Origin of the sequence: Gordonia aichiensis (assembly GCF_039946255.1) — a bacterium.
In the GTDB taxonomy this organism is placed as follows: Bacteria; Actinomycetota; Actinomycetes; order Mycobacteriales; family Mycobacteriaceae; genus Gordonia; species Gordonia aichiensis_A.
Genome location: NZ_JBCDWL010000002.1, coordinates 291,594 through 314,060 on the forward strand (window position 1 = coordinate 291,594; position 22,467 = coordinate 314,060).

Below are 22,467 nucleotides of genomic sequence, written 5' to 3' on the forward strand. Positions count from 1 at the left end.
CTGTTCGTCTCGGGGTCCCTCACTCGCGTTCGGAGTCCAACTCGGTGCGATTGACGATCTGGAAGTCGAGCGGCAGGGTGCGGATCGAGAAGGTGCCGCGGAACGGGAAGTCGCCGTCCAACGAGCCGGGCTGCTGCCCGGGCGTCTTCTCCCGGTAGCCGCTGATCGACGACACCTCGACGCCGATCAAGACGCGGTCGGGTTCACTGTGCAGGATCTGGGTGTACAGGGTGTTGGGCAGATGGACCGACAGCACGCGCAGGATTCCGCGCGGAGTCGCATACTCGGCGATCACCGTCCACGGCCCGGTGGCGATCTCACTGGGCACGCTCAAGCTCACGCGCTCGCCGATGGCGACCGGATGGTCGTAGGTCCGGATCGTGAATCGGCCCTGCGCGTCGACGAGTCGGCAGTCGTTCATCTTCACCGAGCACCAGAACGACGGCTCCACCCGGGTGAGACTGTCGCCGGACTGGAAGGAGATGGCGGGCAGCGGCTCCTCGTGGCCGCGGACCAACGCCGCGGTGGCGCCGACGATGATCACCAGCGCGGCGATGACGGCCGCGCCGATGATGGTGAGGGCCTTCTTGTCTTGCTGTTGCATCACGGGCGAACACCTGTCCTTATCGATGAGCTGAAGCGGTCGATGAGCTGAAGCGGTCGGGGGCTGAGGCGGTCGTGCCGACTCCCGTGCTCACGGGCGGGGTCGGTGCGGGGGCGTCGGCACCTGGATCGGCATGGTCGGCGCGGCGTGGTCGGGGCGTCGGCCGCCGAACCCGGGCACCAGGGTCGCTCCGCGGCTGGTGAGCACGGTCTGGACGAGCCCGATGCCGACGAAGACCGTCACCACGGTGAAGCCGATCCACAGTTCGGTCGGGAGCAGCACGCCCATCGTGGCGCCGAAGACCCAGCACAGCTGCAGCACGGTCTCCGACCTGCCGAACGCCGACGCCCGCGACTCCTCGGGGAGATCGTCTTGGATGCTGGAGTCCATGCAGACCTTTGCGATCGCACTGGTCGCGGACCCGATGAACGCGGCGACGATGACGAATATCAGGGAGTCGAAGATCGCCGCGAGCAGGCAGCCGGTGAAGGTCGCGGCCGTCGAGAAGACGACGATGTTCGTCGGATTGCGCAGTTCGACGCGGGTGCCCAGGCCGTTGCCCAGCGCATTGCCGACGCCGGCGGCCGCGCCGACCGCGCCCAGCATCATCAGCTGTGCCCACCCGGAACCGACGTGGTCCTGGGCTTTGGCGTAGAACGCGATGTAGAGGGTCAGGAATCCGGTGAGGATGCGGATCGTGCCGTTGCCCCACAGCCCGGTCACGACCGAACGGCCCAGGGGTTGACGCATCTTGGCCGTCAGCATCCGCGACAGGCTCGGCTTGCCGACGGCGACCGTCGGCGCCTCGGCGTCGGGGCTGCCCCGATAGGTGATGGTGGTGGGCACCTCGCCCTCGGTGACCTCCACCCACGAGGGGATCCGCATGCAGTAGTAGCCGCCCATCGCCGCGATGAGCACGAGGAAGATCATCGCGCCGGGTACGTGGAAGGGCAGGGCCTTGCCCAGCAGCAGTTCGAGCGCTCCGGCGATGCCGCCGCCGACGATCGTTCCGCCGATCAGCCCGAAGGTGGTGAGGCGGGAGTTGACTCGCGGCAGGTCGATCGACGGCGGCAGCACACGCGGGGCGACCGCCGATTTGAGGACGCCGAACGACTTCGACAGCACCATCAACCCCAGCGCGCAGGGATACAGCACCCACGGCTTGTACTGGAGCTGGCCCGACCCCGCATCCCACGACGAGTTCACGATGATGAGCAGCCCCAGCACCGCGCGCAGCGCGAAGGTGGACGCCATCGCGATCCGGCGCCCGTTCTGCAGACGGTCCAGCAGGGGCCCGATCAGCGGCGCGATCAGCGCGAACGGAGCGATGGTCAGTGCCAGGTACAGGCCGACGTTGACCTTCGACTCGGCGGTGGCCGCGGCGAAGAACAGGGTGTTGGCGAGCGCGACGGCCATCGCGGCGTCGACGGCGCTGTTGGCGATCACCGGCATCGTCAAGGCGGTGAGGCCGGAACGGTCGGCGCCGTCGGCGGTCGCGGCCCGGTGGACCATGTCGACCCCGCGGGCGGTGAAGTACCGCGAGCGTCGTGCCATCACCCGCACGACCGTCACCTTCTCGGGCGGGACGTAAGAGGTGTCGCGGCGCCCGTTCGACGGCGCGTCGGCGGTCGGCGCGTCGATGCGCGTGGTCGGTTCGTCGCCCCGGTCGGGCTGGTCGAGCGGCGGCAGATGCGGATTCCGCGTCCGCGGCGGCAGGTAGCCGTCGCTGGCGGGCCTGCGCCGCGAATCGAACGGTCGTGTGGGGACCCGCGGCGGCGGGTCGGCCGGATAGTTCGCCTGGCCGGGATGCGGCGCGGGCCGCCGCGGAGCCCGCGGCGCCTGGTCGCCGCGATGGGGGCGACCGTCACCGGATTGACGAGAGTTCACGCCTCAATTGTTCCCTATCGTGCCGACTGCTCCGGGAACAGGCGTCTCCGGGCTGCTCGATGTGCCTGGGACCGGCGCCGGTCGGTCATCTCGATACGCCCTGGGACGGGCGCAGCCTCAGGGTGGTCGAGTAGCCATCGAGCGCAGCGAGACGGCGTATCGAGGCCTCGTGCGGGCATCTCGATACGCTCGCTCACTTCGTTCGCGGGCTACTCGATGAGCCTGGGACGCTCGCTCACTTCGTTCGCGGGCTACTCGATGAGCCTGGGACGCTCGCTCACTTCGTTCGCGGGCTACTCGATGAGCCTGGGTTGCTCTACTCGATAGGCCCTGGGACGGGCGCCGTGTCAGGGTGGTCGAGTAGCCATCGAGCGCAGCGAGACGGCGTATCGAGGCCCGTCCGGTTGTCTCGACACGAGCCTCGGGACGTGATGCGCGGCGGCGTCGGGGCCCTGACGTGCATTTCACCGTGTCGCTATTGCACACTGGAAGGGTGAGTGTTGCATCGAAGAACGGCGCCTTGGTGGACGCCGTCGCTTTTGCACGAGACGCGCTGCTGGCCGAGGGCGAGGTCCCCGGCGAGCATCTGGGGGCACGCGAGGAAGGCGAGTACGCCGCGACCCATTACTTCGCCGCGCAGGTACCGGGATACCGCGGGTGGCAGTGGTGCGTCGTGGTGGCCGGCGCCCCCGCGGTCGACGAGTTGACGGTCAGCGAAACGGTGCTGCTCCCCGGCGACGGCGCCCTGCTGGCTCCCGAGTGGGTGCCGTGGGTCGACCGGGTGGCACCGGGAGATCTGGGGCCGGGCGACCTGCTGGCCGCACCCGCCGACGACCCGCGGTTGGTGCCCGGACAGATCGACACCCTCGACATCGATCCGATCGACCGCGACCAGGTCGGTCAGGTCGACGCCGCGATCGGCCTGGGCCGCAAGCGACTGCTGTCGTTCGACGGGCGCGCCGAGGCGGCCCAGCGCTGGCACGACGGCGACTTCGGTCCCGGCTCGGCGATGGCCCGCAACGCCCGCCACTCGTGCGGCACCTGCGGCTTCTACCTGCCGATCGCCGGCGCGCTCCACGGCGCCTTCGGCGTGTGCGCGAACGAACTGTCCGCCGACGGCCGCGTGGTCTCGGTGGAGTACGGGTGCGGTGCGCATTCGGACGTCAAGGTCGCCGGCGGTGAGGGCAGCCCGGCCTACGACGCCTATGACGACGGGGCCGTCGAAGTGGTGACGCTGCCGACCGCGCCGGTCGCAGATGCCGAGACCGGAGCCTGACCCGGCGGACCCCTTCGGGACCGCCGACCTGCGCCGGGCGACGCTCGCCGGCTGGCAGGGCTCACCGACTCGGCTCGCCGAGGACGCGGCAGCCGAGGCCGAACTCATCGAGATCGGTTACCGCGACCGACTTTTCACCGAGCTCGCCGCCAACGCGGCCGATGCCGCCGCGGCGGCCGGGATCGTCGGGCGGGTGTCCGTGCGGACCGATGGGACGCGTGTGCACGTCGCCAACACCGGCGCGCCGCTCACCGCGGACGGCGTCCGGTCGCTGACCGCGCTTCGCGTCTCCCCGAAGCACCGTGCGGACGGCGCCGACGGCCGCGCGACCGTCGGGCGGTTCGGCATGGGATTCCGGGCCACCTCGCTCGCCGAGTGCGTGGTGATCGCCTCGACGACCGGGACGATCGAGTTCGACGCCGCACGCACCGCCGAGACGGTCGCGGCGCTGGTCCCCGGCGCCGACCTCGATCGACTGCCGACCCAGCGGCTCGCCTGGCCGGTGGCGTCGGCGCCCGCCGCGGGCTTCGACACCGAGGTGACCCTGCACCTGGGCGAGGCGCAGTCGGCCGCCGATCTGGTGGCGTCGGCCGCCGCGCAGGCCGCCGACCTGCTGCTGGAGCTGGAGTCGATCGATCGGATCGACATCGACGGACACCGCTATGAGCGACGCGCCGACGGCGACGACGTCGTCATCGACCTCGACGGGGTCGAGCACCGGCGCTGGCTCACCGCGCGTGCGGCAGGCGCGCGCTGGCTGGTCCCGGTCAGCGGCGGGCGACTGCGACCGCTGTCCGCAGACGTGCTGCGCAGCCCCACCGCCACCGACATCGAACTGACCCTGCCCGCGCGGGTGATCACCGACCTGCCGGTGACTCCGGACCGCCGCGAACTCCACCCGGACGCGGAGGTCGCGGCCGCGGCCGAGGGCTATCCCGAACTGGTGGCCGCGGCGCCCGACGATCAGAAGCACCTCCTGATCCCGCCGCCCGCGCTCGCCGCCGGCCGCGTCGATGCGGCTCTGCGACAGGCCATTCGTGACCGGCTGGCTCATGCCCGCTGGGTGCCGTCGGCCACCGGGGAGGCGCTGGCGCCGGACCGGACGTGGGTCCTGCCGGGCCTGACGGCGGAGCTGGCGTCGCTGCTCGGCGAAGTCGTCGAACCGCTGGCGCACCCCGACGTCAGCGACCGGGTCACCGCATCGTTGCTGGTGGGGCTCGGTGCCAGACAGCTGGGCCTGGCGGAGGTCGCCGACCTGCTCGCCGGCGTCGACGTCGACGACCCGAAGTGGTGGGCCCGTTTGTACGCGGCGCTGTCCGCGTCGGTGGCCGACGCCCGCGACGCCGAGGAGCTGGCGACGCTGCCGGTGCCCCGCGCCGACGGTCGCATGCACGTCGGTTGTCGCGGGCTGTTCCTGATCGACGGGCTCGACGCCGTCGACGATCCGCCGGTGCTCTCGTGGGTGCCGACGGTCGCACTGGAGGCCTACGATCCACTGCTGGAACGGCTCGGACTGACTCGGATCACCGCAGCGCAGGCACTGGAGCATCCGGGCCTGCCCGCCGAACTCGACGGCGCCGACGACCATGACGATCTGGCCGACACCGTGCTGCGACTGCTGGCGATGCCCGATGCCGGGCGGGCGCCCGCGGAGCTCGGCGCACTGGAACTGCGCGGCGCCGACGGGGAGTACTGGCCCGCCGACGAACTGCTCCTGCCGGGCGGCCCGCTCGCCGGCGTGCTCGTGCCGGACTCGCCCTTCGGGACGGTCGACGAGGCGCTCGTCGACCACTACGGCGCGGAGGCGCTGCGCCGGCTCGGCGTGGGATGGGGCTTCAGCGTGATCGTCGATCCCGCGCCGGTCGCGCCCGATCACGATCTGCCCGACGAGGAGCAGTGGTGGGACACCCATGACGTGCCGCCCGAGGAGCTCGCGGCGGTCCGCGACCTCGACCTCGTCGATCCGGACCGATGGCCCGAGGCCCTCGCCCTGCTGGCCGCCGACGAACAGACGGCGCCGCTGCTGGCCGGCGGCTACACGCGGTGGTGGCTGCGCCGATACGCCGAGATCGGCGGCACCCCGCTGCGGCACCTGCGCGGCGTCGACGACCCGACCCTGAAGGGTCTGTTCGATCCGGTCGCCGTGCCCGAAGCCGCCGCCGGACTGCTCGCCGGCGCCGCACCCGACGACGCCGACGACGCGCAGGCGTGGCTCGACGCCCTGGCCGACCCCGCGCGGACCGTCGCGCCCGGGGTCGCGGTGCGGGCGCACGCCGCGCTCGTCGCCGGGGTGCGAGCGGGCGCTTACCGCGCCGCCGACATCGAACCGCCCGCCGGTGCGCGGACCGTCGACGGCGGCGTCGCCGACGATCCGATCGTCCTGGACGCACCGTGGTGGACCGCGGTGGTGCCCGCCGCTCGCGGCGTCCTCGCCGACGTGCCTCCCGATGCCGAATCGGCCGGTCTTCTCGCCGAACTGCTCGACTGCGCGACGGCCACGGAGACCTATCGGGCGCTGCCGGATCCGGACGGAGATCCGATCGACCCGGACTCGGCCGACGGCGTCGCGCTGCTCGCCGCAGCCGGGCTGCGCACACCCAGGCGACTGGTGGTGCACGACGACCTCCACGTCACGCTGACCGAGGACGGGACGAGCCGTCGGTGCCGTACCGCGATGTGGTGCGACGGACCTGTGGTTCACCTGAACCGCACCGACCCGTGTGTGCGCTGAGGACGGGAGTCGGGGCAGTACGGTTATCGGTGAAGCGAGGTGACAAGTGCAGCAGTTTCCGATCGACGACCGCATCACCGACTGGGTGGTGCACTCCCGGCATGAGCCGCTGACCTCGGCGATGCATCTGGTGACCGTGTTCGGCGACACCCTGACCCTCGCCCTGGTGGTGATCGGGGCACTGGTGCTGGCGTGGCTCGCCAACCGAATCGACCTGGCCGCCCTGATCGTCGTCGGCAGCCTCACCGGCTATCTGCTGATGCTGCTGCTCAAAGTCGTCTTCGCGCGCGCCCGACCGCCGATCGAGGACCGGCTCATCGACGTCGGCGGCGCGTCGTTCCCGTCGGGGCACGCGATGCTCAGCACCGTCGTGTACGGGCTCGCCGCGGTGATCCTGTTCCGCCTGTATCCGCGGGTTCGCGCGCGTGCGGCGGTCCTGCTGTGGGTGCCGGTGCTCGTGGTCCTGATCGGCCTGAGCCGGGTCTACCTCGGCGTCCACTGGGCGTCCGACGTCTTCTTCGGCTGGGTCTTCGGCGTGATCTGGCTGACTGTGTGCCTGTTCGGTCACGCACAGATCGTTCGACGCCCGGCACTGTTGCGCGTCGGCACCAAGCGAACCGTCAGCAAACCGGGGCCGCAGCGACCCGGCGGGCCGGGTCAGGGCGCGTCCAAACCTTCCTGAGCGCCGCGCGAGCCGCGTCGTACCGCCGCCTTCTGCACCAGCACCAGCGTGGTTCCCATGATGCCCACGACCAGTCCGACCAGGCAGACGACGAGCGCGCGGTCGGACCCGACACCGGTGAGCCAGACCACCAGCGTGGCGACGGCCCAGATCGCCATCCCGGCGACGATCACCGGTTCGGGAGCCCGGAGACGGGGCGGCAGCGGGGGGATCTGCTCGTCATGCGACATGCATCCAGGGTAGCTTTCGGGCCGTGTCGCACCGCGGCCGACGACCGTGGGTAAGAATTGTTCGAACGTCAAGCTCTTCGACAGTGAAGGACCCGCCGATGACCGACCCGGTCGACAACGATCCGCAGGCGACGACCGACCCCGCCGGATCGAAGGCCCCGCACTCGGTGCTGGACCGCTACTTCAAGATCAGCGAACGCGGATCGACCGTGGTCCGGGAGGTCCGCGGCGGTCTGGTCACGTTCTTCACGATGGCCTACATCGTGGTGCTGAATCCGATCATCATCGGCGGCATCCCCGGCGAGAAGATGAACGCCGACGCCTTCGGCAACGTCCTGCCGGTCCTGCAGGTGACCGCGGTGACGGCGCTGGTCGCGGGCGTCATGTCGATCATCTTCGGCATGGTCGCCAACTATCCGTTCGCGATCGCCGCCGGGCTCGGCATCAACAGCCTGCTGGCGGTCACCATCGCACCTCAGATGAGCTGGCCCGCCGCGATGGGCCTGGTCGTGATCGACGGCATCATCATCGTGCTGCTCGGTCTCACCGGCGTGCGAACGGCGGTCCTCAACGCGGTCCCGGACGAGCTGAAATCGGCGATCGCCGCGGGCATCGGCGCCTTCATCGCCTTCGTCGGCCTCATCAACGCGGGTTTCGTGACCCGGCCCGCCGATCCGCATGCACCGCCCGTGCAGTTGGGCAGCGACGGCTCCATCGCCACGGTCCCGACCCTGATCTTCGTCATCGGCGTGCTGCTGATGGCGATCCTGGTGGTTCGCAAGGTGCCCGGCGGTCTGCTGCTCGGCATCGTGGTGATGACGATCGTGTCGATCATCGTCGAAAGCGTGATGCACCTGGGCCGGTCGTCCGACGGCAACGGCGGCTGGGCGATGAACGTGCCGCAGATGCCCGACGGAGTCGGCGGCATGCCCGATCTCGGCCTCGTCGGTCAAGTGGACTTGTTCGGTGCCTTCACCGGGGCTTTCGAACACGTCAGCGTGCTGATCGCGTGCGTCTTCGTGTTCAGTCTCGTGCTCTCGAACTTCTTCGACGCGATGGGCACCATGACCGGTCTGGGCAAGGAGGCCCGCCTCACCGACGAGCACGGCAACCTGCCCGGCATCGGCAAGGCGCTGGTTGTGGAGGGCACCGGTGCCATCGTCGGCGGTGCGGCCTCGTCGTCGTCGAACACGGTGTTCGTCGAATCGTCGTCGGGCATCGCCGAAGGTGCGCGGACCGGTCTGGCGAACGTCGTCACCGGTGTGCTGTTCCTGGCGGCGATGTTCTTCACCCCGCTGTACAAGGTGGTCCCGATGGAGGCCGTCGCGCCGGCGCTGGTGATCGTCGGCGCGCTGATGATGGGGCAGATCCGCGACATCGACTTCGGCAAGTTCGAGCTGGCGCTGCCCGCCTTCCTGACGATCGTCGCGATGCCCTTCACCTACTCGATCGCGAACGGAATCGGCGTCGGATTCATCAGCTGGGTGGCGCTCGGCGTCGGCCGCGGGAAGTGGCGCCAGCTGCACCCGCTGCTGTACATCGTGGCGGCGCTGTTCATCGTCTACTTCGCCCGCGGCCCCATCTCGTCGCTGATCAGTTAGTCGCCGGGTCTCGATGCGCGGCCTTCGCTTCGCTCCGGTCGCTTACTCGACCAGCCTGGGGTGGCCTTTCAGGGTTGTCGAGTAGCCCGGGAACGGAGTGAGCGAGCGTATCGAGACGGGGTATGCGGGGGTCTCGATGCGCGGCCTTCGCTTCGCTCCGGTCGCTTATTCGACCGGCCTGAGCGGGCCTTTTAGGGGTTGTCGAGTAAGCGGAGGAGCGGAGCGGGGGAGCGCATCGAGACGGCTGGGGGGCGGCTTTCAGGGTTGTCGAGTAGCCCGGGAACGGAGTGAGCGAGCGTATCGAGACTGGGGTGCCGGGGTCTCGATGCGCGGCCTTCGCTTCGCTTCGGTCGCTTACTCGACCGGCCTGAAGGTGCCGGGGGTCTCGATGCGCGGCCTTCGCTTCGCTTCGGTCGCTTACTCGACCGGCCTGAAGGTGCCGGGGGTCTCGATGCGCGGCCTTCGCTTCGCTCCGGTCGCTTACTCGACCGGCCTGAGATGGCCTTTAGGGTTGTCGAGTAAGCGGGGGAGCGCATCGAGACCGCTGGACGGCGACTCTCAGAAGAAGGTGCCGGCGAAGGGGGCCTCGTCGACGGCGAAGAGTGCGGCGAAGGCGGCGGCGGTGTCGGCGTCGGCCGCGATCCGGCCAGCCGCGGTCATCTCGCGGACGCTGATCCCACCGAGGTAGACGCTCGAAAGGGTGGCGATGTCGATGGTGAGCTGCGCGGGATCGTCGGTGCGTTCGACGCTTCCGCGTCCGCCGACGACCCGCAAACGGTAATGGCCGGCCCGATCTCCGAAACCGTCGGTCACGGCGAGGACCAGATCGCCGTCGGCGGCATACGAGCGCAACTTCAGCGCGTCCTTCACATCGAGGATCGACGCCCACAGCTCATCGGGACGTCCGGAGATCTCGAGGGCACGCGCATCGACCAGCTTGTGCGGCAGCGGATCGTCCACCGGAATCGACGCGGTCACCGCCGAGACCAGGTCGAGGCTGGTCAGCACCCGCCACAGGTCGGTGTGCGCCTGGGGAGTGGCGGCGACGAAGTCACCGACGATCGCCGTCTTGTCGCGGGCATCGATCCGATAGGCGGCGTACCCGTCGGCGTGGAGCAGATAGTGCAGCCCGGAGGTCTGCGAGTTCCGGCGGAAACTGCGGTCGGCCAGAATCGACGGCCACCACGTCTCGGGCCGGGTGATGGCGCCGTTGCGGCCGGCCGCCCACCGGGCGTGAATGGTCGGCACGTGCCGGACCACCTGCTCTTGACTGCCGTACCGCACGCGCGAGTCCGCGGGCGCCGGGGTCCGGAACTCAGCGGCCGGCGGCGCGATCCGCACCCGATGCGAGAACGCGGCCGGACCGAACCCGAAGCGTTCGTAGATGCCGCCCTCGGATGCCGTGAGCGTGGCAAGAGGAAAGCCGCGCTCGCGCCACGTCCGGTACTGCTCGGTGAGCATCCGCCGCAGCAGTCCGCGACGGCGGTGCGTCGCCGACACCGAGACCCACGACAGGCCTGCGGTGGTCGCCACCCCGCCGCCGGGCACCGTCACCGGCACGGGGAAGTACAGCGACACCGCGACGATCGGCCTGCCGTCGGAGACGGTGTCACGGATGATCACCGTGTCGCCCTCGCCGGCGCGATTGCGGAACTCGATCATCTCGTCGGCGGGCAGCGGCTTCGGCAGGGCGAAGGCGCGCGCGTCGATCGCCAGAATCTCCGGCCAATCGGTTCCCCGCGGCCGTTCGAGCGACAGCGGATCGGTGGCCTCAGGCATCGGGGTACTCACCGTTCCAGTGTGCCAAAGCTCACCGACGGGGTTGTCGGCTGCCACTGAGCGGCGACGATGTGCCACCGTTGTCTGGTGAATGCGCAGGCACCTCGGAACATCCCGCCCGCTGTGGAGGTCATCGACATCGTCGACCCGGCCGACCCGCGCGTCGACGACTTCCGCGACCTCAAGTCGGTCGACCGCCGACCCGACGTCCTCACCCTGCCGGGTGGTCAGGGCGGTAGGGGACTGGTCATCGGCGAAGGCGTCCTGGTGGTGCAGCGAATGATCGCCTCACGCTTCGCGCCGCACGCCTTCTTCGGAGTCGACCGTCGGCTCCGCGAACTCGCCGCCGACCTCACCGCCCCGTCGGTCGCGGCGGTGCCCTTCTACCGGGCGAGCGCCGAGGTGATGGCGGAGGTCATCGGTTTCCACCTCAACCGCGGCGTGGTGGCCGCCGCCCACCGACCGGCCGAGCAGACGGTGCCCGAACTGCTGGACGGGGCGCGGACCGTCGTCGTCCTGGAAGGCGTCAACGACCACGAGAACATCGGCAGCATCTTCCGGAACGCCGCCGGGCTGGGCGTCGACGCGGTGATCTTCGGTGCCGGTTGCGCGGACCCGCTGTATCGGCGGTGCGTCCGGGTGTCGATGGGGCATGCGCTGCTGGTGCCGTTCGCCAAGGCGGAGAGCTGGCCGAGCGAGGTGGACCTGCTGCGGGCGCAGGGCTTCACCACGGTCGCGTTGTCACCGGGAGCGGGCAGCGTGCCGCTGGCGGGCGCCGTCACCGGCGGGAAGGTCGCGTTCCTGGTGGGTGCCGAGGGGCCGGGGCTGACGGCCGAGACGATGGCGCGGTGCGATGTGCGCGCCCGAATCCCGATGAGCCGCGGAACGGACTCGTTGAACGTCGCCACGGCCGCCGCCCTCGCCTTCTACGAGCGCGCCCGGGTGTAGATCGGAGTCACAGACGCCCGCGGAAGCCGAAGTAGCGCGAGATCGGGCCGGGGGTGCGTTGCCGGGCGGGCTCGCCCTCGGGTTCGGGCTCCGCCGCGGGGAGATGCTCGATCGGGATCGTCGGCTCCTCGGCGCCGTCTCGCCGGATGGGTGCGGTCGGTTCCTCGCTCGGGCCGGGAGCCTCCGTGCCGGACTCGGCGACCGGGGCGGCGGGTGCGGGAGCGGCCTCGGGTTCGGGCGCGATCGCGTCGCCACCGTCGGCCGCGGGACGCGCCGTCTGCAGGGACACCGAGGTCTCGATGACCTTGTCGAGGCCGTCATCGGGACCGACCCGGTACACGGTGACGGGAATGCGCGTCGGATCGACGTCGTCATCGGCCGACTCCCCGAAGGCGAAGCCGAACCATTCGCGGTGGGCGGCATCGGCCAGTCGCCCGGGATGGAAGGGAAGGGCCAACGGGTCGCCGACGGCGGTCTGCGGGTGCTCACCCGCCCAGAAGGGGCCCTCGAACGGATACGGCAGGCCGGTGTCGTCGCGGATCGCGGTGGCGGTGCCGGAGAAGGAGCGCTGGATCTCACCGTCCTGCCATCGCGCGAAGCACGCTGAATCACTGAGCGGATCGAGCGAGATCAGCACCCATGCGTGTCCGACGCCGAGATCGGTGAGATATGACGACAACTCGTTCGGATCACTGGTGCGCAGACTGGTCCCGGCGAGGACGGCGAGCCGGCCGAAGTGGGCGGCGAAGACGCGGTTGTCGGCGCCGTCGACGGCTGCGGCCAGATCGGAGGTGCCGATCGGCGTGAGGTCGGCGTCGGTGAAGGCGCGTTCCATGAAGTCGGTCGTCTTCTCCGGGTCCAGGTAGGCCCCGGCCCGCAGTTCGGCTGCCGGATCCGGGCAGTCGATGAACCAGAGTGCAGAAATGTTCGGCAGCACCGAGTCTCCCATTCGCATCATTCGTTCGGGTGGCTGCGAACGCCGAGCAGCACATCCTCCCAAGCCGGCACCGTCGGTGTGGCACGTTTTCCGCGGTGTCGCGGTCCGGTCGGCTCCCGTTCCTCGGGCGCCGACCGCCGGTCACCGTAGCCCAGATCGAGCACGTCCCCGAACGGCTCGCGCTGCCTGCGCTGTTGGTCTTCGGTCAGGTCGTCGGCATTCACGGTCACCAACTCGTGACCGTCGGCGGTGACCTCGCGAATCGGCGGGTCGGCTGCGCGCGGCGAGGCCTGCGCAGCGATCGTCGGCGGAGTCGGTCGGCGCCGGCTCCTGGCGAGTTCGGGTTCGCTGAGCTCGACGGCGAGGTCGTCCATCGGGTCGGTGGTGCCGCCGTGCGACCCGGGCACGAATCGCCAGTGCGCGAAGAGCCCGGAGCCGGGGTCGGGCGACACCTGAACCACCCATTGCCCGGACGCCGCACGCCAGGCGTCCCACTTCGCGTTCTGCGGCGATCCACCGCGCAGCACCAGACACTCGGCGACGACCTCGCCGAGCGTCCCCGCCGACGGGCCGTCGACGCCCAGGGGATGCGAGGCGCGGGCCAACTCGGCGGCGCGGCTGCGCTCGAGCATCACCGGATGGGCGAAACGCGAGATCTTGTCGAGGGCCACGCCCGTCGACTCGGCGAGCTCCTCCGGTGTCGCGCCGGCCCGGACGCGTGCCTGGATCTCACGCGGGGTCAGGGTGACCGCCTGCCGGTCGGGCACGGCCGCAAGAGCGGTGACGGGGGCCGATTCGGTGGCGGGGGCGGGCTCGGGTGCGCCTGGCGCCGGGGCATCGGCGGCGTCGGCCGACTGTGCGTCGTCGGTCGGCGCGGCATCGGTCGGGGCGTCGTCTGTCAGAGAATCGACGGTCGCGGTGTCGTCGGTCTGCGGGTCGGTGCTCTCCGCGGACCCCGATTCCGACTCGACAGCCCCTGATTCGACGGCCCCGGATTCGGCCGCCTCGGGTCCGTCGTCACCGTCTTCGGTAGGGGCGGGCGGTGCCTCGGCGGGTGGATGGACCAGCGCGCGCAGGGTGTCGTCGACGGCGACCAGGAACTCGTCGCCGGAGTCCAGATCGATCACGATGATGTGCGCACCGTCGGTCTCTGCGCGATCGGCATGTAGTTCGCGCATCGACTCCTCCTCCGGTCCCAGGTACGCGGATACTGCATTCACCCTAGTGAACTTCCGCGTCGAACGACGAGTGGACACGCGGTGAACGGCGCCGTCGGATGGCGGGGTCCGACGAAACTCTCGATCCAGACGCGCAGTGCCCGCCGAGTGGTCGACGGGCACTGCGCGAGGCCATCCGATGCCTCAGAGGCGCTCGACGATGTAGTCGATGCACTGGGCCAGCTTGGTGATGTCCTCGGGGTCGATGGCCGGGAACATGCCGATGCGGAGCTGGTTGCGGCCGAGCTTGCGGTACGGCTCGGTGTCGACGACTCCGTTGGCGCGCAAGGTCTTCGCGACGGCGGCGGCGTCGACGGTGTCGGCGAAGTCGATGGTGCCGACCACGTGGCTGCGGTGCGCCTCATCGGCGAAGGGCGTCGCGAACTCGCTGGCGTCGGCCCAGGAGTATAGACGCGAGGCGGAGTCGGCGGTGCGGCCGGTGCAGAAGTCGAGGCCGCCGTTCGAGTTCATCCACTCGATCTGGTTGTTCAGCAGCAGCAGCGACGCCAGCGCCGGCGTGTTGTACGTCTGGTTCTTGGCGCTGTTGTCGACGGCGGTCGGCAGCGACAGGAACTCGGGGCACCAGCGGCCCGACTCCTTGATCTCCGCGACCCGGGCCAGCGCCGCCGGGCTCATGACGGCGATCCAGAGGCCGCCGTCGGCGGCGAAGCTCTTCTGCGGGGCGAAGTAGTAGACGTCGGTCTGGGCGATGTCGACCGGCAGACCGCCGGCGGCCGAGGTCGCGTCGATCGCGATCAGGGCGTCACCGGCCGCGGCGGGCCGCACCACCGGAACGGCCACACCGGTCGAGGTCTCGTTGTGCGCCCAGCCGATCAGGTCGACGCCTTCGACGTCGGCGGCGGTCAGCGCGGCCGGATCGGGGGCGGTCCCGGGGTCGGTGGAGATGACCTTCGGGTCCTGCAGGAACGGGGCCTTCTTGGAGACGGTGGCGAACTTCTGCGAGAACTCGCCGTAGGTGAGGTTGAGGGCGCGCTCGCGGATCAGGCCGAACGACGCGGCGTCCCAGAAAGCGGTGGTGCCGCCGTTGGAGAGGACCACCTCGTAGCCGTCGGGCAGCGAGAAGAGCTGGGTGAGGCCTTCGCGGATCGCGCCGACGACGTTCTTGACCGGGGCCTGACGGTGGCTGGTGCCGAACACCGAGGCGCCGGTGTCGACCAGCGACTGCAACTGCTCGGGACGGACCTTGGACGGTCCGCAGCCGAAACGGCCGTCATGGGGAAGGAGTTCGGCGGGCAGTGTGATCGCGGTATCGGTCATGGTCACGATTCTAAAACAGGCCAGGTGGCGCCCGCGCGCCGCCGGTCGCGGGGGTGGGCCGACTCACGTCGCCCGCCGGCCGGGCGGGCTCGGCGAAGTCACTTCGCCGATGGGCGTCGCAGACGGCCGGAACAGCGCATGATGACAAGGGTCGGATCGCTTCGTACTCGTCGTCGAAGGAGCGCCATGAACGCCACGAAGGTGATCGATGTCCGCGGCCTGCGGAAGCAGTTCGGCAAGTTCACCGCGCTGGACGGTCTCGATCTGACCGTGGAGCGCGGCGAGGTCGCGGGCTTCCTCGGCCCCAACGGTGCGGGCAAGTCCACCACCATCCGCATCCTGCTCGGCATGCTCGGCCACGACGGCGGGCACGTCCGCGTCTTCGACGGCGACCCGCACACCGACGCCGTCGCGATCCACCGCAGGCTCGCGTACGTCCCGGGCGATGTGACCCTGTGGCCGCAGCTGACCGGCGGCGAGTGCATCGATCTGCTGCTGCAACTGCGCGGCGCGCAGGCGGCGACGTCGAGGCGCGCCGAGCTCATCGACCGATTCGAACTGGATCCGACGAAGAAGGCGCGGTCCTACTCCAAGGGCAATCGGCAGAAGGTGGCGCTCGTCGCGGCCTTCGCCGCCGACACCGACCTGCTCGTCCTCGACGAACCGACCACCGGCCTGGACCCGCTGATGACGCGCGAGTTCACCCGCTGCGTCGCTGCGCGCGCCGCTGCGGGGACCGCGGTCCTGATGTCGTCGCACCTGCTCGCCGAGGTGGACGAGCTGTGCAGCACCGTCACGATCATCCGCTCGGGGAAGACCGTTCAGTCCGGCCGGATCGACGACCTGCGCCATCTGCGTCGCTCGCGGGTCACGACGGCGACCGCCCATTCCGTCGACCTCGCGGGCATCCCCGGCGTGCACGACCTGCAACCGTTCGGTGACGGCGAGGTCACCTTCACCGTCGACAATGCGGCGCTCCCCGCGGTGACCGCGGCGTTGTCGGGGGCCGGCGTCGCGCGTCTGTCGATCGCGCCGCCGAGCCTGGAGGAGCTGTTCCTGCAGAACTACAGCGATCAGGACTACAGGGACCAGAACGGGGCCGAGGACCGCGACGACGAGGCGTCGCCCGCCGGACGGGGGCGGGCGTGAGCACCGCGGTCACCCGCTGGCCGCTGCTGGTGCGATTGAACCTGCGCCACGAGCGGCTGATCGTGCCGGTGACCGTGGTGCTGTTCGCCGCCATCAACCTCTCGACCGGCGCGGCGATCCAGGCGATGGCGGGCGACCCGACGCAGCAGCTGCACCTGCGGGTCGCGGCCGGCGGCAACGCCGCCTTCCGCTTCCTGCTCGGCCCGGTCCCCGAATCGAACTCCCTTGCCGCACTGGCCTCCTGGCGTGCGGGCCTGTTCATGATCGCGGCCTTGGCGGTGTGCGCGGCGATGGCGGTGGTACGCCTGACCCGCAAGGAGGAGGAGGAGGCCGGACGCACCGAGCTGATCCTCGCGGGGGCGGTGGGACCGGTGGCGCCGGCCGTCGCCGCGGTCGGGGTGGCGATCGGCTTCGTGATCGCGGTCGCGGCCGTCATGGCGCTCACGCTGATGCGGGTCGACGGCGCCGACGCGAGCTCGCTGCTCGCCGTCTTCGCGCAGTACGCCAGCATCGGTCTGGCCGCAGTCGGCCTGGCGGTGGTGGCCGCCGAGGCGTTCCCGTCCAGTCACGCGGCCAATCTCGCGGCGTCCGGCGTGGTGCTGCTGGGCTACGTGCTGCGCGGGGTCGCCGACACCGTCTCGGGAGCCGGGTGGCTGCGATGGACGTCGCCGATCGGCTGGGCGCAGGCCATCGAGCCGTTCGATCGCAACAACCTGCTGCCCGCGCTGGCGGCGGTGGGGGTGTTCGCGGCGGGACTGTCGATCGCGCCCGCGATCCGGCGTCGCCGCGATCTGGGCGCCGGACTGCTCGTCGCACGGCCGGGCCCGGCGACGGCGCCGCGGCTGCGTTCGCCGCTGGCGCTGGCGTGGCGGTTGAACCGCACGACGATCGCCTCCTGGGCCTACGGGGTCGCCGCCTACGGCGTCATCATCGGGATCGTCGCCGACCAGGTGGATCAGTTGGCGGGCACCAACAAGACGATGACCGACTTCCTGAAGTCGACCGGCACGCACGGCACGCTCTCGCAGATCTTCCTGTCGACGATGACCGCGTTCCTGTCGGTGGCCGGCGTCGGCGCCGGCGTCGCCCTGCTGACGAGATGGCGGGCCGAGGAGACCAGCGGCCGCATGGAGACGGTGCTGGCGGGGCCGGTGTCGCGGACCCGCTACTTCGCCGCGCAGGTCGGCTTGATCGCCGTCGCCCTCGTCAGTGTGCCGATCGCGGCGGCGACGGCGATCCTGGTGGGGGCCGGCCTGTCGGGAGCGGGCTGGGCGTCGACCGCCGAGACCGCCTTCGGCGTCGCCGCCGCGTCGCTGCCCGCCGCAGCAGCCACGACGGGGCTGGCGCTACTGCTGTTCGCGGCCCGCGGGGCGCTGGCACCGATCGGCTGGCCGCTGCTGATCCTGTCGTGGCTGCTGGGGCCCTTCGGCGGGATGCTCGGCCTGCCGCAGTGGGTGCGCGACATCTCGCCGTTCACGCACGTCCCGATGATTCCGTCAGCGACCGTTCACGTGCTGCCCCTGCTGATCCCGGCCGTCGTCGCCGTCGTCTTCAGCGTGGCGGCGTGGCGGCTGTGGGATCGACGGGACCTGGGCTGACGGGACCTGGGCTGACGGGACCTGGGCTGACGGGACCTGGGCTGACGGGACCTGCGTTGGGGTCGGCCGCGCGACGGGGACCGGTGTCGCCGGCGACGGCGCGGTCGACGCCCATCACGCGCGCGAACCACTGGATCAGCGGGCCGACGCCCACGGCGTACAGCACGGTCCCGATGCCGAGGGTGCCGCCCATCAGGAAGCCGACCGCGACCACGATCACCTCGAGCCCGGTGCGGACGACCCGGACCGGCCATCCGGTGCGGGCGACGATCCCGGTCATCAGCCCATCACGCGGTCCCGGTCCCAACCGGGCGCCGATGTACAGCGCGGTGGCGAACGCGTTGACGACGATGCCGCCGAGCATCATCGGGATCGCGATCAGCAGCGGCGGGTGATCGGGCAGCAGGGGGCTGGCGGCGTCGAAGGCCAGTCCGATCACCACCACGTTCGCGACCGTCCCGAATCCCGGTAGCTGGCGCAGCGGCAGCCAGGTCACCAGGACCGCGGCGCCGACGATGATCGTGACCGTTCCGACCGACAGTCCGAGCTGGCCCGCCAACCCCTGGTGCAGCACGTCCCACGGGATGTTGCCGAGCCCGGCGTGCAGGATCATCGACATCGAGACGCCGTACAGCACCAGGCCGACGGCGAGGGCGAGGAGTCGTTTCAGCATGATTCCATCGTTCATCGAACTGGATACTGAATCCATAGCCAGTTGTGGAACACTGGACTCATGATGTCACCGACCGGAACCATCGGCGCCGCGGCCCTGGCCCGGCGTCTGGGCGCCTGGCGTCCGGCGGGGCCGCGTCCGGGATACCAGGCGCTGGCCGATGCCCTGCGGGTCCTGGTCCTCGACGGCCGCGTGCCGGTCGGGACCGCCGTGCCGAGCGAACGCACCCTCGCCGAGGCCCTCGACGTGTCCCGGACCACCGTCGCCGGCGCCTATGCGGCGCTGCGCGAGAGCGGGCACCTGCAGTCGCGGCAGGGAGCGCGCAGCGTGCTTCGGCTGCCGGTCCAGATCCCCCGCGAACCGATCGACCTGGGCGCCGAAGCCGACATGATCAAACTGAACATCGCCGCGCCGCCGGCCCCGGAGAAGGTGATGCACGATGCATACCGGTACGCGCTCGAATGCGCGCCCGGCTACCTACCCGGCACGGGCCTGTATCCGCACGGTCTGCGGGCTCTCGCCGAGACGATCGCCGAGCGGTACCGGTACCGCGGCCTGCCCACCGACGCCGATCAGATCCTGATCACCTCCGGTGCCCAGCATGCGCTGCGGCTGATCCTCGACACGCATGTGGCGCCCGGCGATCGGGTGCTGGTGGAGCAGCCGACCCACCACGGGACCATCCTCGCGCTGGCCCGACATCGGGCGCGCCCGGTCGCCGTCGGCCTCGACCCGGTGCACGGCTGGGACCTCGATCAACTGGAGTCGACGGTGCGGCTGCAGCGCCCGCGGCTGATCTTCCTGATCCCCGACTTCCACAATCCGACCGGACTGCTGCTCGACGAGGCCGGGCGCATCCGGCTCGCGGAGATCTCCGCGCGGCACCGGGTGCCGATCGTCATCGACGAGACGATGGTCGAGATCGGGCTCGACGTCGCCGCGCCGCCGCCGGTCGCGGCCTTCGACGCGACGAGCGGTCGCGCGCAGATCATCACGCTCGGGTCGGCGAGCAAGACGGTCTGGCCGGGCCTGCGGGTGGGCTGGATCCGCGTCGACGCGCGCCCGGACGCCTACGCGCTGGCACGGTACGAGTCCGACCTCGGCGGTGCGGTCGTCGAGCAGTTCGCCGCCCAGTACGCGCTCGACCATCTCGCCGACTTCCTGCCGCAGCGCCTGGCGGATCTGCGCGGCCGGCGCGGCAGCGCGCTGGCGGCGATCGCCGAACACCTTCCCGGGGCCGTCCCGGTGCGCGGGGTGGGCGGACTGTGCCTCTGGGTGGGACTGCCGCAGCCGGTCGCCTCGGCCACCGCGTCGGCCGCGGCGGACCTGGGGGTCCGGTTGATCCCGGGCGGCTCCTTCGGTCCGCACGGGGGCTTCGCCGGGCACGTCCGAATCCCATACACGCTCGATGTGACGACTCTGACCAGGGGTGTCGAACTCGTCGGGCAGGCGTACCGGCAGGTGACCGGCCAGGTGCCCTCGGCGAGCGCGGCGTCGGCCGTCGACGCCGCGGTGCCCGGCCTGCCCGATCGGCTGGTGGTGTGAACGGAAAGTACGATGCAGCACGTGAAGAAGCTGGTAGACCTGCCCAGTATGCGAGTGTCATACGGGGCAGGCGGACGTGACGGCGACGATGCGGCGGGCGCCGACGGGATGACGGCGAACCTCGACCCGTCGTGGCTCACCGGCGAGCCGCCGTGGCGGGACCTGTTCGGCTCCTGGCTGGCCGAGGCGGTCGCCGCGCGGATTCCCGAACCGAATGCGATGGTCCTGGGCACCGTCGACGCCGACGGTCGGCCCGCCACCCGCACGGTGCTGTGCAAGGGCGTCAGTGATGCGGGCATCGTGTTCTTCACCGGCTACGACTCGCAGAAGGGGCGCGCGCTGACCGCGAACCCGTACGCGTCGGCGACCTTCCCGTGGATCGCCTTGGAGCGGCAGGTGCACTTCCGCGGCCCGGTGGTGCGCGTCGACCCGGCCGAGACCCGGCGGTACTGGGATTCGCGTCCGCGCGGCTCGCAGCTGTCGGCGTACGCGTCGGCGCAGTCGCGCCCGATCGGCTCGCGCGCCGACCTCGAAGCAGCCGCCGCGGCCACCGCGGAGCGTTTCGGCGGCGCCGAGGCCGGCGACCCGGTCCCGGTGCCCGAGAACTGGGGCGGCTACCGCATCGAACCGGAGGTCGTGGAGTTCTGGCAGGGGCGGGCCAACCGCCTGCACAACCGGGCCCGCGCCGTCCGCACCGCCGACGGCTGGCAGTTGGAGCGGCTGCAGCCCTGATGTCGCGCCGCATCCTGGCCGACACCCGGCCGCTGCAGAATCTGTACTTCCGGCGCCTGTGGAGCGCCAACATCATCACGGTGATCGGCGCACAGCTGACCATCGTCGCGGTGCCCGCGCAGATCTACGCCGACACCGGCAGTTCGGCCTACGTCGGGCTCAGCGGCGTCTTCGGGCTGGTGCCGCTGGTGGTCTTCGGACTGTGGGGCGGGGCGCTCGCCGACACCTTCGACCGCCGCCGGATCCTGATGGTGACCACCGTCGGCCTCATCGTCACCTCGGCGGCGTTCTGGGCGCAGGCCGCGGCCGGGCTCGGCAACGTCTGGCTGCTGCTGGGGATCTTCGCGGTGCAGCAGGCGTTCTTCGCCGTCAACCAGCCCACCCGGACCGCGGTGCTGCCGCGCATCCTGCCGCTGGAGCAGCTGCCCGCCGCGAACTCGCTGAACATGACGGTGATGCAGGCCGGTGCCATCGCCGGCCCGCTGGTCGGCGGCGCGCTGATCCCGTTCCTGGGATTCTCCACCCTGTACGCGGTCGACGCGGTCTTCCTGCTGGCGACGCTGTGGGCGGTGATCTCGCTGCCGCCGCTGCCTCCCGAGCACGCCGAGGGGGAGCGGCCCACCGCGGGCTTCCGATCGGTGGTCGACGGCCTGGTCTACCTCAAGGGACACCCGGTACTGCTGATGTCGTTCGTCGTCGACCTGATCGCGATGATCTTCGGCATGCCGCGCGCCCTGTTCCCACAGATCGCGCACGAGAGCTTCGGCGGTCCCACCGACGGCGGCATCGCGTTCGCGCTGCTGTTCATCGCGATCCCGCTGGGTGCGGTGGTCGGCGGCGTGCTGTCCGGGTGGGTCTCGCACGTGCAGCGGCAGGGCCGGGCCGTCGTCCTGTGCATCCTCGTGTGGGGCGCCTCGGTGGCCGTCGCCGGCGGCGTGCTGATCTTCGCCGACGGCGCCATGCTGCCGGTGCTGCCGATCGTCGTGTTCGCGCTGATGGTCGGCGGCGCCGCCGACATGGCCTCGGCAGCCTTCCGGCAGACGATGCTGCAGTCGGCCGCCAACGACGACGTCCGCGGCCGCCTGCAGGGCGTGTTCATCGTCGTCGTCGCCGGCGGTCCGCGCATCGCGGACGTGACGCACGGCGCCACCGCGGCCGTCGCGGGCACCGCCGCCACCGTGGCCGGCGGCGGCGTGCTGGTCGTCGTGCTCACCGTCGTCGCCGCCCTGGCGGTCCCGGTGTTCTGGCGCTACCGGGTGTCGCTGAAGGAGACCGACGACGTCAAGGTCGTCGAATAGCCCGGCGTTTCAGGGTTGTCGAGTAGCCCGGGAACGAAGTGAGCGAGCGTATCGAGACGACGGGGGTCTCGATACGTCCTCGGCTAGCGCCTCGGTCTACTCGACCAGCCTGAAAGGGGGTCGAGCGGCCTTGGGGTGGGCGCTTTTCAGGGGTTGTCGACCAGCCTGAAGAGGTGGCGTTTCAGGGTTGTCGAGTAGCCCGGGAACGAAGTGAGCGAGCGTATCGAGACGACGGGGGTCTCGATACGTCCTCGGCTAGCGCCTCGGTCTACTCGACCAGCCTGAAAGGGGGTCGAGCGGCC

The 22,467-nt window shown here is 70.8% G+C and carries 18 protein-coding genes; 10 read left to right on the forward strand and 8 right to left on the reverse strand.

Going from position 1 to position 22,467, the window contains the following annotated elements:
- Positions 1-19: 19 nt before the first annotated feature.
- Together AAFO60_RS04245 and AAFO60_RS04250 are read right to left on the reverse strand one after the other, a co-directional pair.
- Positions 20-604 (reverse strand): DUF2771 family protein, encoded by a 585-nt coding sequence (locus AAFO60_RS04245; RefSeq protein ID WP_347955078.1) that lies wholly within the window; start codon positions 602-604, stop codon positions 20-22.
- A 90-nt stretch (positions 605-694) separates the two neighbouring features.
- Positions 695-2,491 (reverse strand): MFS transporter, encoded by a 1,797-nt coding sequence (locus tag AAFO60_RS04250; protein ID WP_347954916.1) that lies wholly within the window; start codon positions 2,489-2,491, stop codon positions 695-697.
- Positions 2,492-2,984: 493 nt separating this feature from the next.
- Between AAFO60_RS04250 and AAFO60_RS04255 the strand changes: the two genes are divergently transcribed.
- Genes AAFO60_RS04255 through AAFO60_RS04265 form a run of 3 tightly spaced genes read left to right on the forward strand, consistent with a single transcriptional unit; the run spans position 2,985 to position 7,180 of the window.
- Entirely contained in the window at positions 2,985-3,767 is a 783-nt protein-coding gene (locus AAFO60_RS04255; protein ID WP_347954917.1) for a DUF3027 domain-containing protein, read from the forward strand.
- Complete coding sequence (locus AAFO60_RS04260) at positions 3,748-6,498, forward strand: sacsin N-terminal ATP-binding-like domain-containing protein (RefSeq protein WP_347954918.1); 2,751 nt, start codon at positions 3,748-3,750, stop codon at positions 6,496-6,498. The genes AAFO60_RS04255 and AAFO60_RS04260 overlap by 20 nt, the downstream gene beginning before the upstream one ends.
- A 46-nt stretch (positions 6,499-6,544) precedes the next feature.
- Complete coding sequence (locus AAFO60_RS04265; RefSeq protein ID WP_347954919.1) at positions 6,545-7,180, forward strand: phosphatase PAP2 family protein; 636 nt, start codon at positions 6,545-6,547, stop codon at positions 7,178-7,180.
- Here AAFO60_RS04265 and AAFO60_RS04270 read toward each other — a convergent pair.
- Positions 7,156-7,410, reverse strand: coding sequence for a DUF2530 domain-containing protein (locus tag AAFO60_RS04270; RefSeq protein WP_347954920.1), 255 nt, complete (start codon positions 7,408-7,410; stop codon positions 7,156-7,158). The two genes, AAFO60_RS04265 and AAFO60_RS04270, sit on opposite strands and share 25 nt — an antisense overlap.
- Positions 7,411-7,508: 98 nt before the next feature.
- Here AAFO60_RS04270 and AAFO60_RS04275 point away from each other — a divergent pair, with 98 nt between their 5' ends.
- On the forward strand, positions 7,509-9,011 hold the full coding sequence (locus AAFO60_RS04275) for an NCS2 family permease (protein WP_347954921.1): 1,503 nt from the start codon (positions 7,509-7,511) through the stop codon (positions 9,009-9,011).
- Positions 9,012-9,569: 558 nt separating this feature from the next.
- Here AAFO60_RS04275 and AAFO60_RS04280 read toward each other — a convergent pair.
- Positions 9,570-10,802 (reverse strand): GNAT family N-acetyltransferase, encoded by a 1,233-nt coding sequence (locus AAFO60_RS04280; protein WP_347954922.1) that lies wholly within the window; start codon positions 10,800-10,802, stop codon positions 9,570-9,572.
- Between the two features lie 57 nt (positions 10,803-10,859).
- On the opposite strand from AAFO60_RS04280, the gene AAFO60_RS04285 reads away from it, so the two are divergent.
- A complete protein-coding gene (locus AAFO60_RS04285; protein WP_347954923.1) occupies positions 10,860-11,738 on the forward strand; it encodes a TrmH family RNA methyltransferase in 879 nt (292 codons plus the stop codon).
- A gap of 7 nt (positions 11,739-11,745) precedes the next feature.
- Here the strand turns inward: AAFO60_RS04285 and AAFO60_RS04290 are convergent, their stop codons facing one another.
- The 3 genes from AAFO60_RS04290 to serC all read right to left on the reverse strand — a co-directional run bounded on the left by AAFO60_RS04290 (position 11,746) and on the right by serC (position 15,170).
- Entirely contained in the window at positions 11,746-12,687 is a 942-nt protein-coding gene (locus AAFO60_RS04290) for a DUF6928 family protein (protein WP_347954924.1), read from the reverse strand.
- A gap of 5 nt (positions 12,688-12,692) precedes the next feature.
- Positions 12,693-13,895, reverse strand: coding sequence for a septation protein SepH (gene sepH / locus AAFO60_RS04295; RefSeq protein ID WP_347954925.1), 1,203 nt, complete (start codon positions 13,893-13,895; stop codon positions 12,693-12,695).
- Positions 13,896-14,036: 141 nt separating this feature from the next.
- Positions 14,037-15,170 (reverse strand): phosphoserine transaminase, encoded by a 1,134-nt coding sequence (serC, locus tag AAFO60_RS04300; RefSeq protein ID WP_347954926.1) that lies wholly within the window; start codon positions 15,168-15,170, stop codon positions 14,037-14,039.
- Between the two features lie 186 nt (positions 15,171-15,356).
- Between serC and AAFO60_RS04305 the strand changes: the two genes are divergently transcribed.
- A complete protein-coding gene (locus AAFO60_RS04305; RefSeq protein WP_347954927.1) occupies positions 15,357-16,319 on the forward strand; it encodes an ABC transporter ATP-binding protein in 963 nt (320 codons plus the stop codon).
- Positions 16,316-17,917, forward strand: coding sequence for an ABC transporter permease (locus AAFO60_RS04310; protein ID WP_347954928.1), 1,602 nt, complete (start codon positions 16,316-16,318; stop codon positions 17,915-17,917). Before AAFO60_RS04305 ends, AAFO60_RS04310 begins: the two co-directional genes overlap by 4 nt.
- Here the strand turns inward: AAFO60_RS04310 and AAFO60_RS04315 are convergent.
- Positions 17,871-18,605, reverse strand: a complete 735-nt coding sequence (locus tag AAFO60_RS04315) for a YczE/YyaS/YitT family protein (RefSeq protein WP_347954929.1) — start codon at positions 18,603-18,605, stop codon at positions 17,871-17,873. The two genes, AAFO60_RS04310 and AAFO60_RS04315, sit on opposite strands and share 47 nt — an antisense overlap.
- Positions 18,606-18,650: 45 nt before the next feature.
- Here AAFO60_RS04315 and AAFO60_RS04320 point away from each other — a divergent pair, with 45 nt between their 5' ends.
- From AAFO60_RS04320 to AAFO60_RS04330, 3 genes are read left to right on the forward strand one after another with little or no spacing between them, the layout of a single operon-like run.
- The gene (locus tag AAFO60_RS04320; RefSeq protein WP_347954930.1) at positions 18,651-20,135 is read left to right on the forward strand and encodes a PLP-dependent aminotransferase family protein; all 1,485 of its coding nucleotides are present in this window, start codon (positions 18,651-18,653) and stop codon (positions 20,133-20,135) included.
- Between the two features lie 12 nt (positions 20,136-20,147).
- Positions 20,148-20,867, forward strand: a complete 720-nt coding sequence (gene pdxH, locus AAFO60_RS04325; RefSeq protein ID WP_347954931.1) for a pyridoxamine 5'-phosphate oxidase — start codon at positions 20,148-20,150, stop codon at positions 20,865-20,867.
- Complete coding sequence (locus tag AAFO60_RS04330; protein WP_347954932.1) at positions 20,867-22,165, forward strand: MFS transporter; 1,299 nt, start codon at positions 20,867-20,869, stop codon at positions 22,163-22,165. Before pdxH ends, AAFO60_RS04330 begins: the two co-directional genes overlap by 1 nt.
- Positions 22,166-22,467 lie beyond the last annotated feature (302 nt).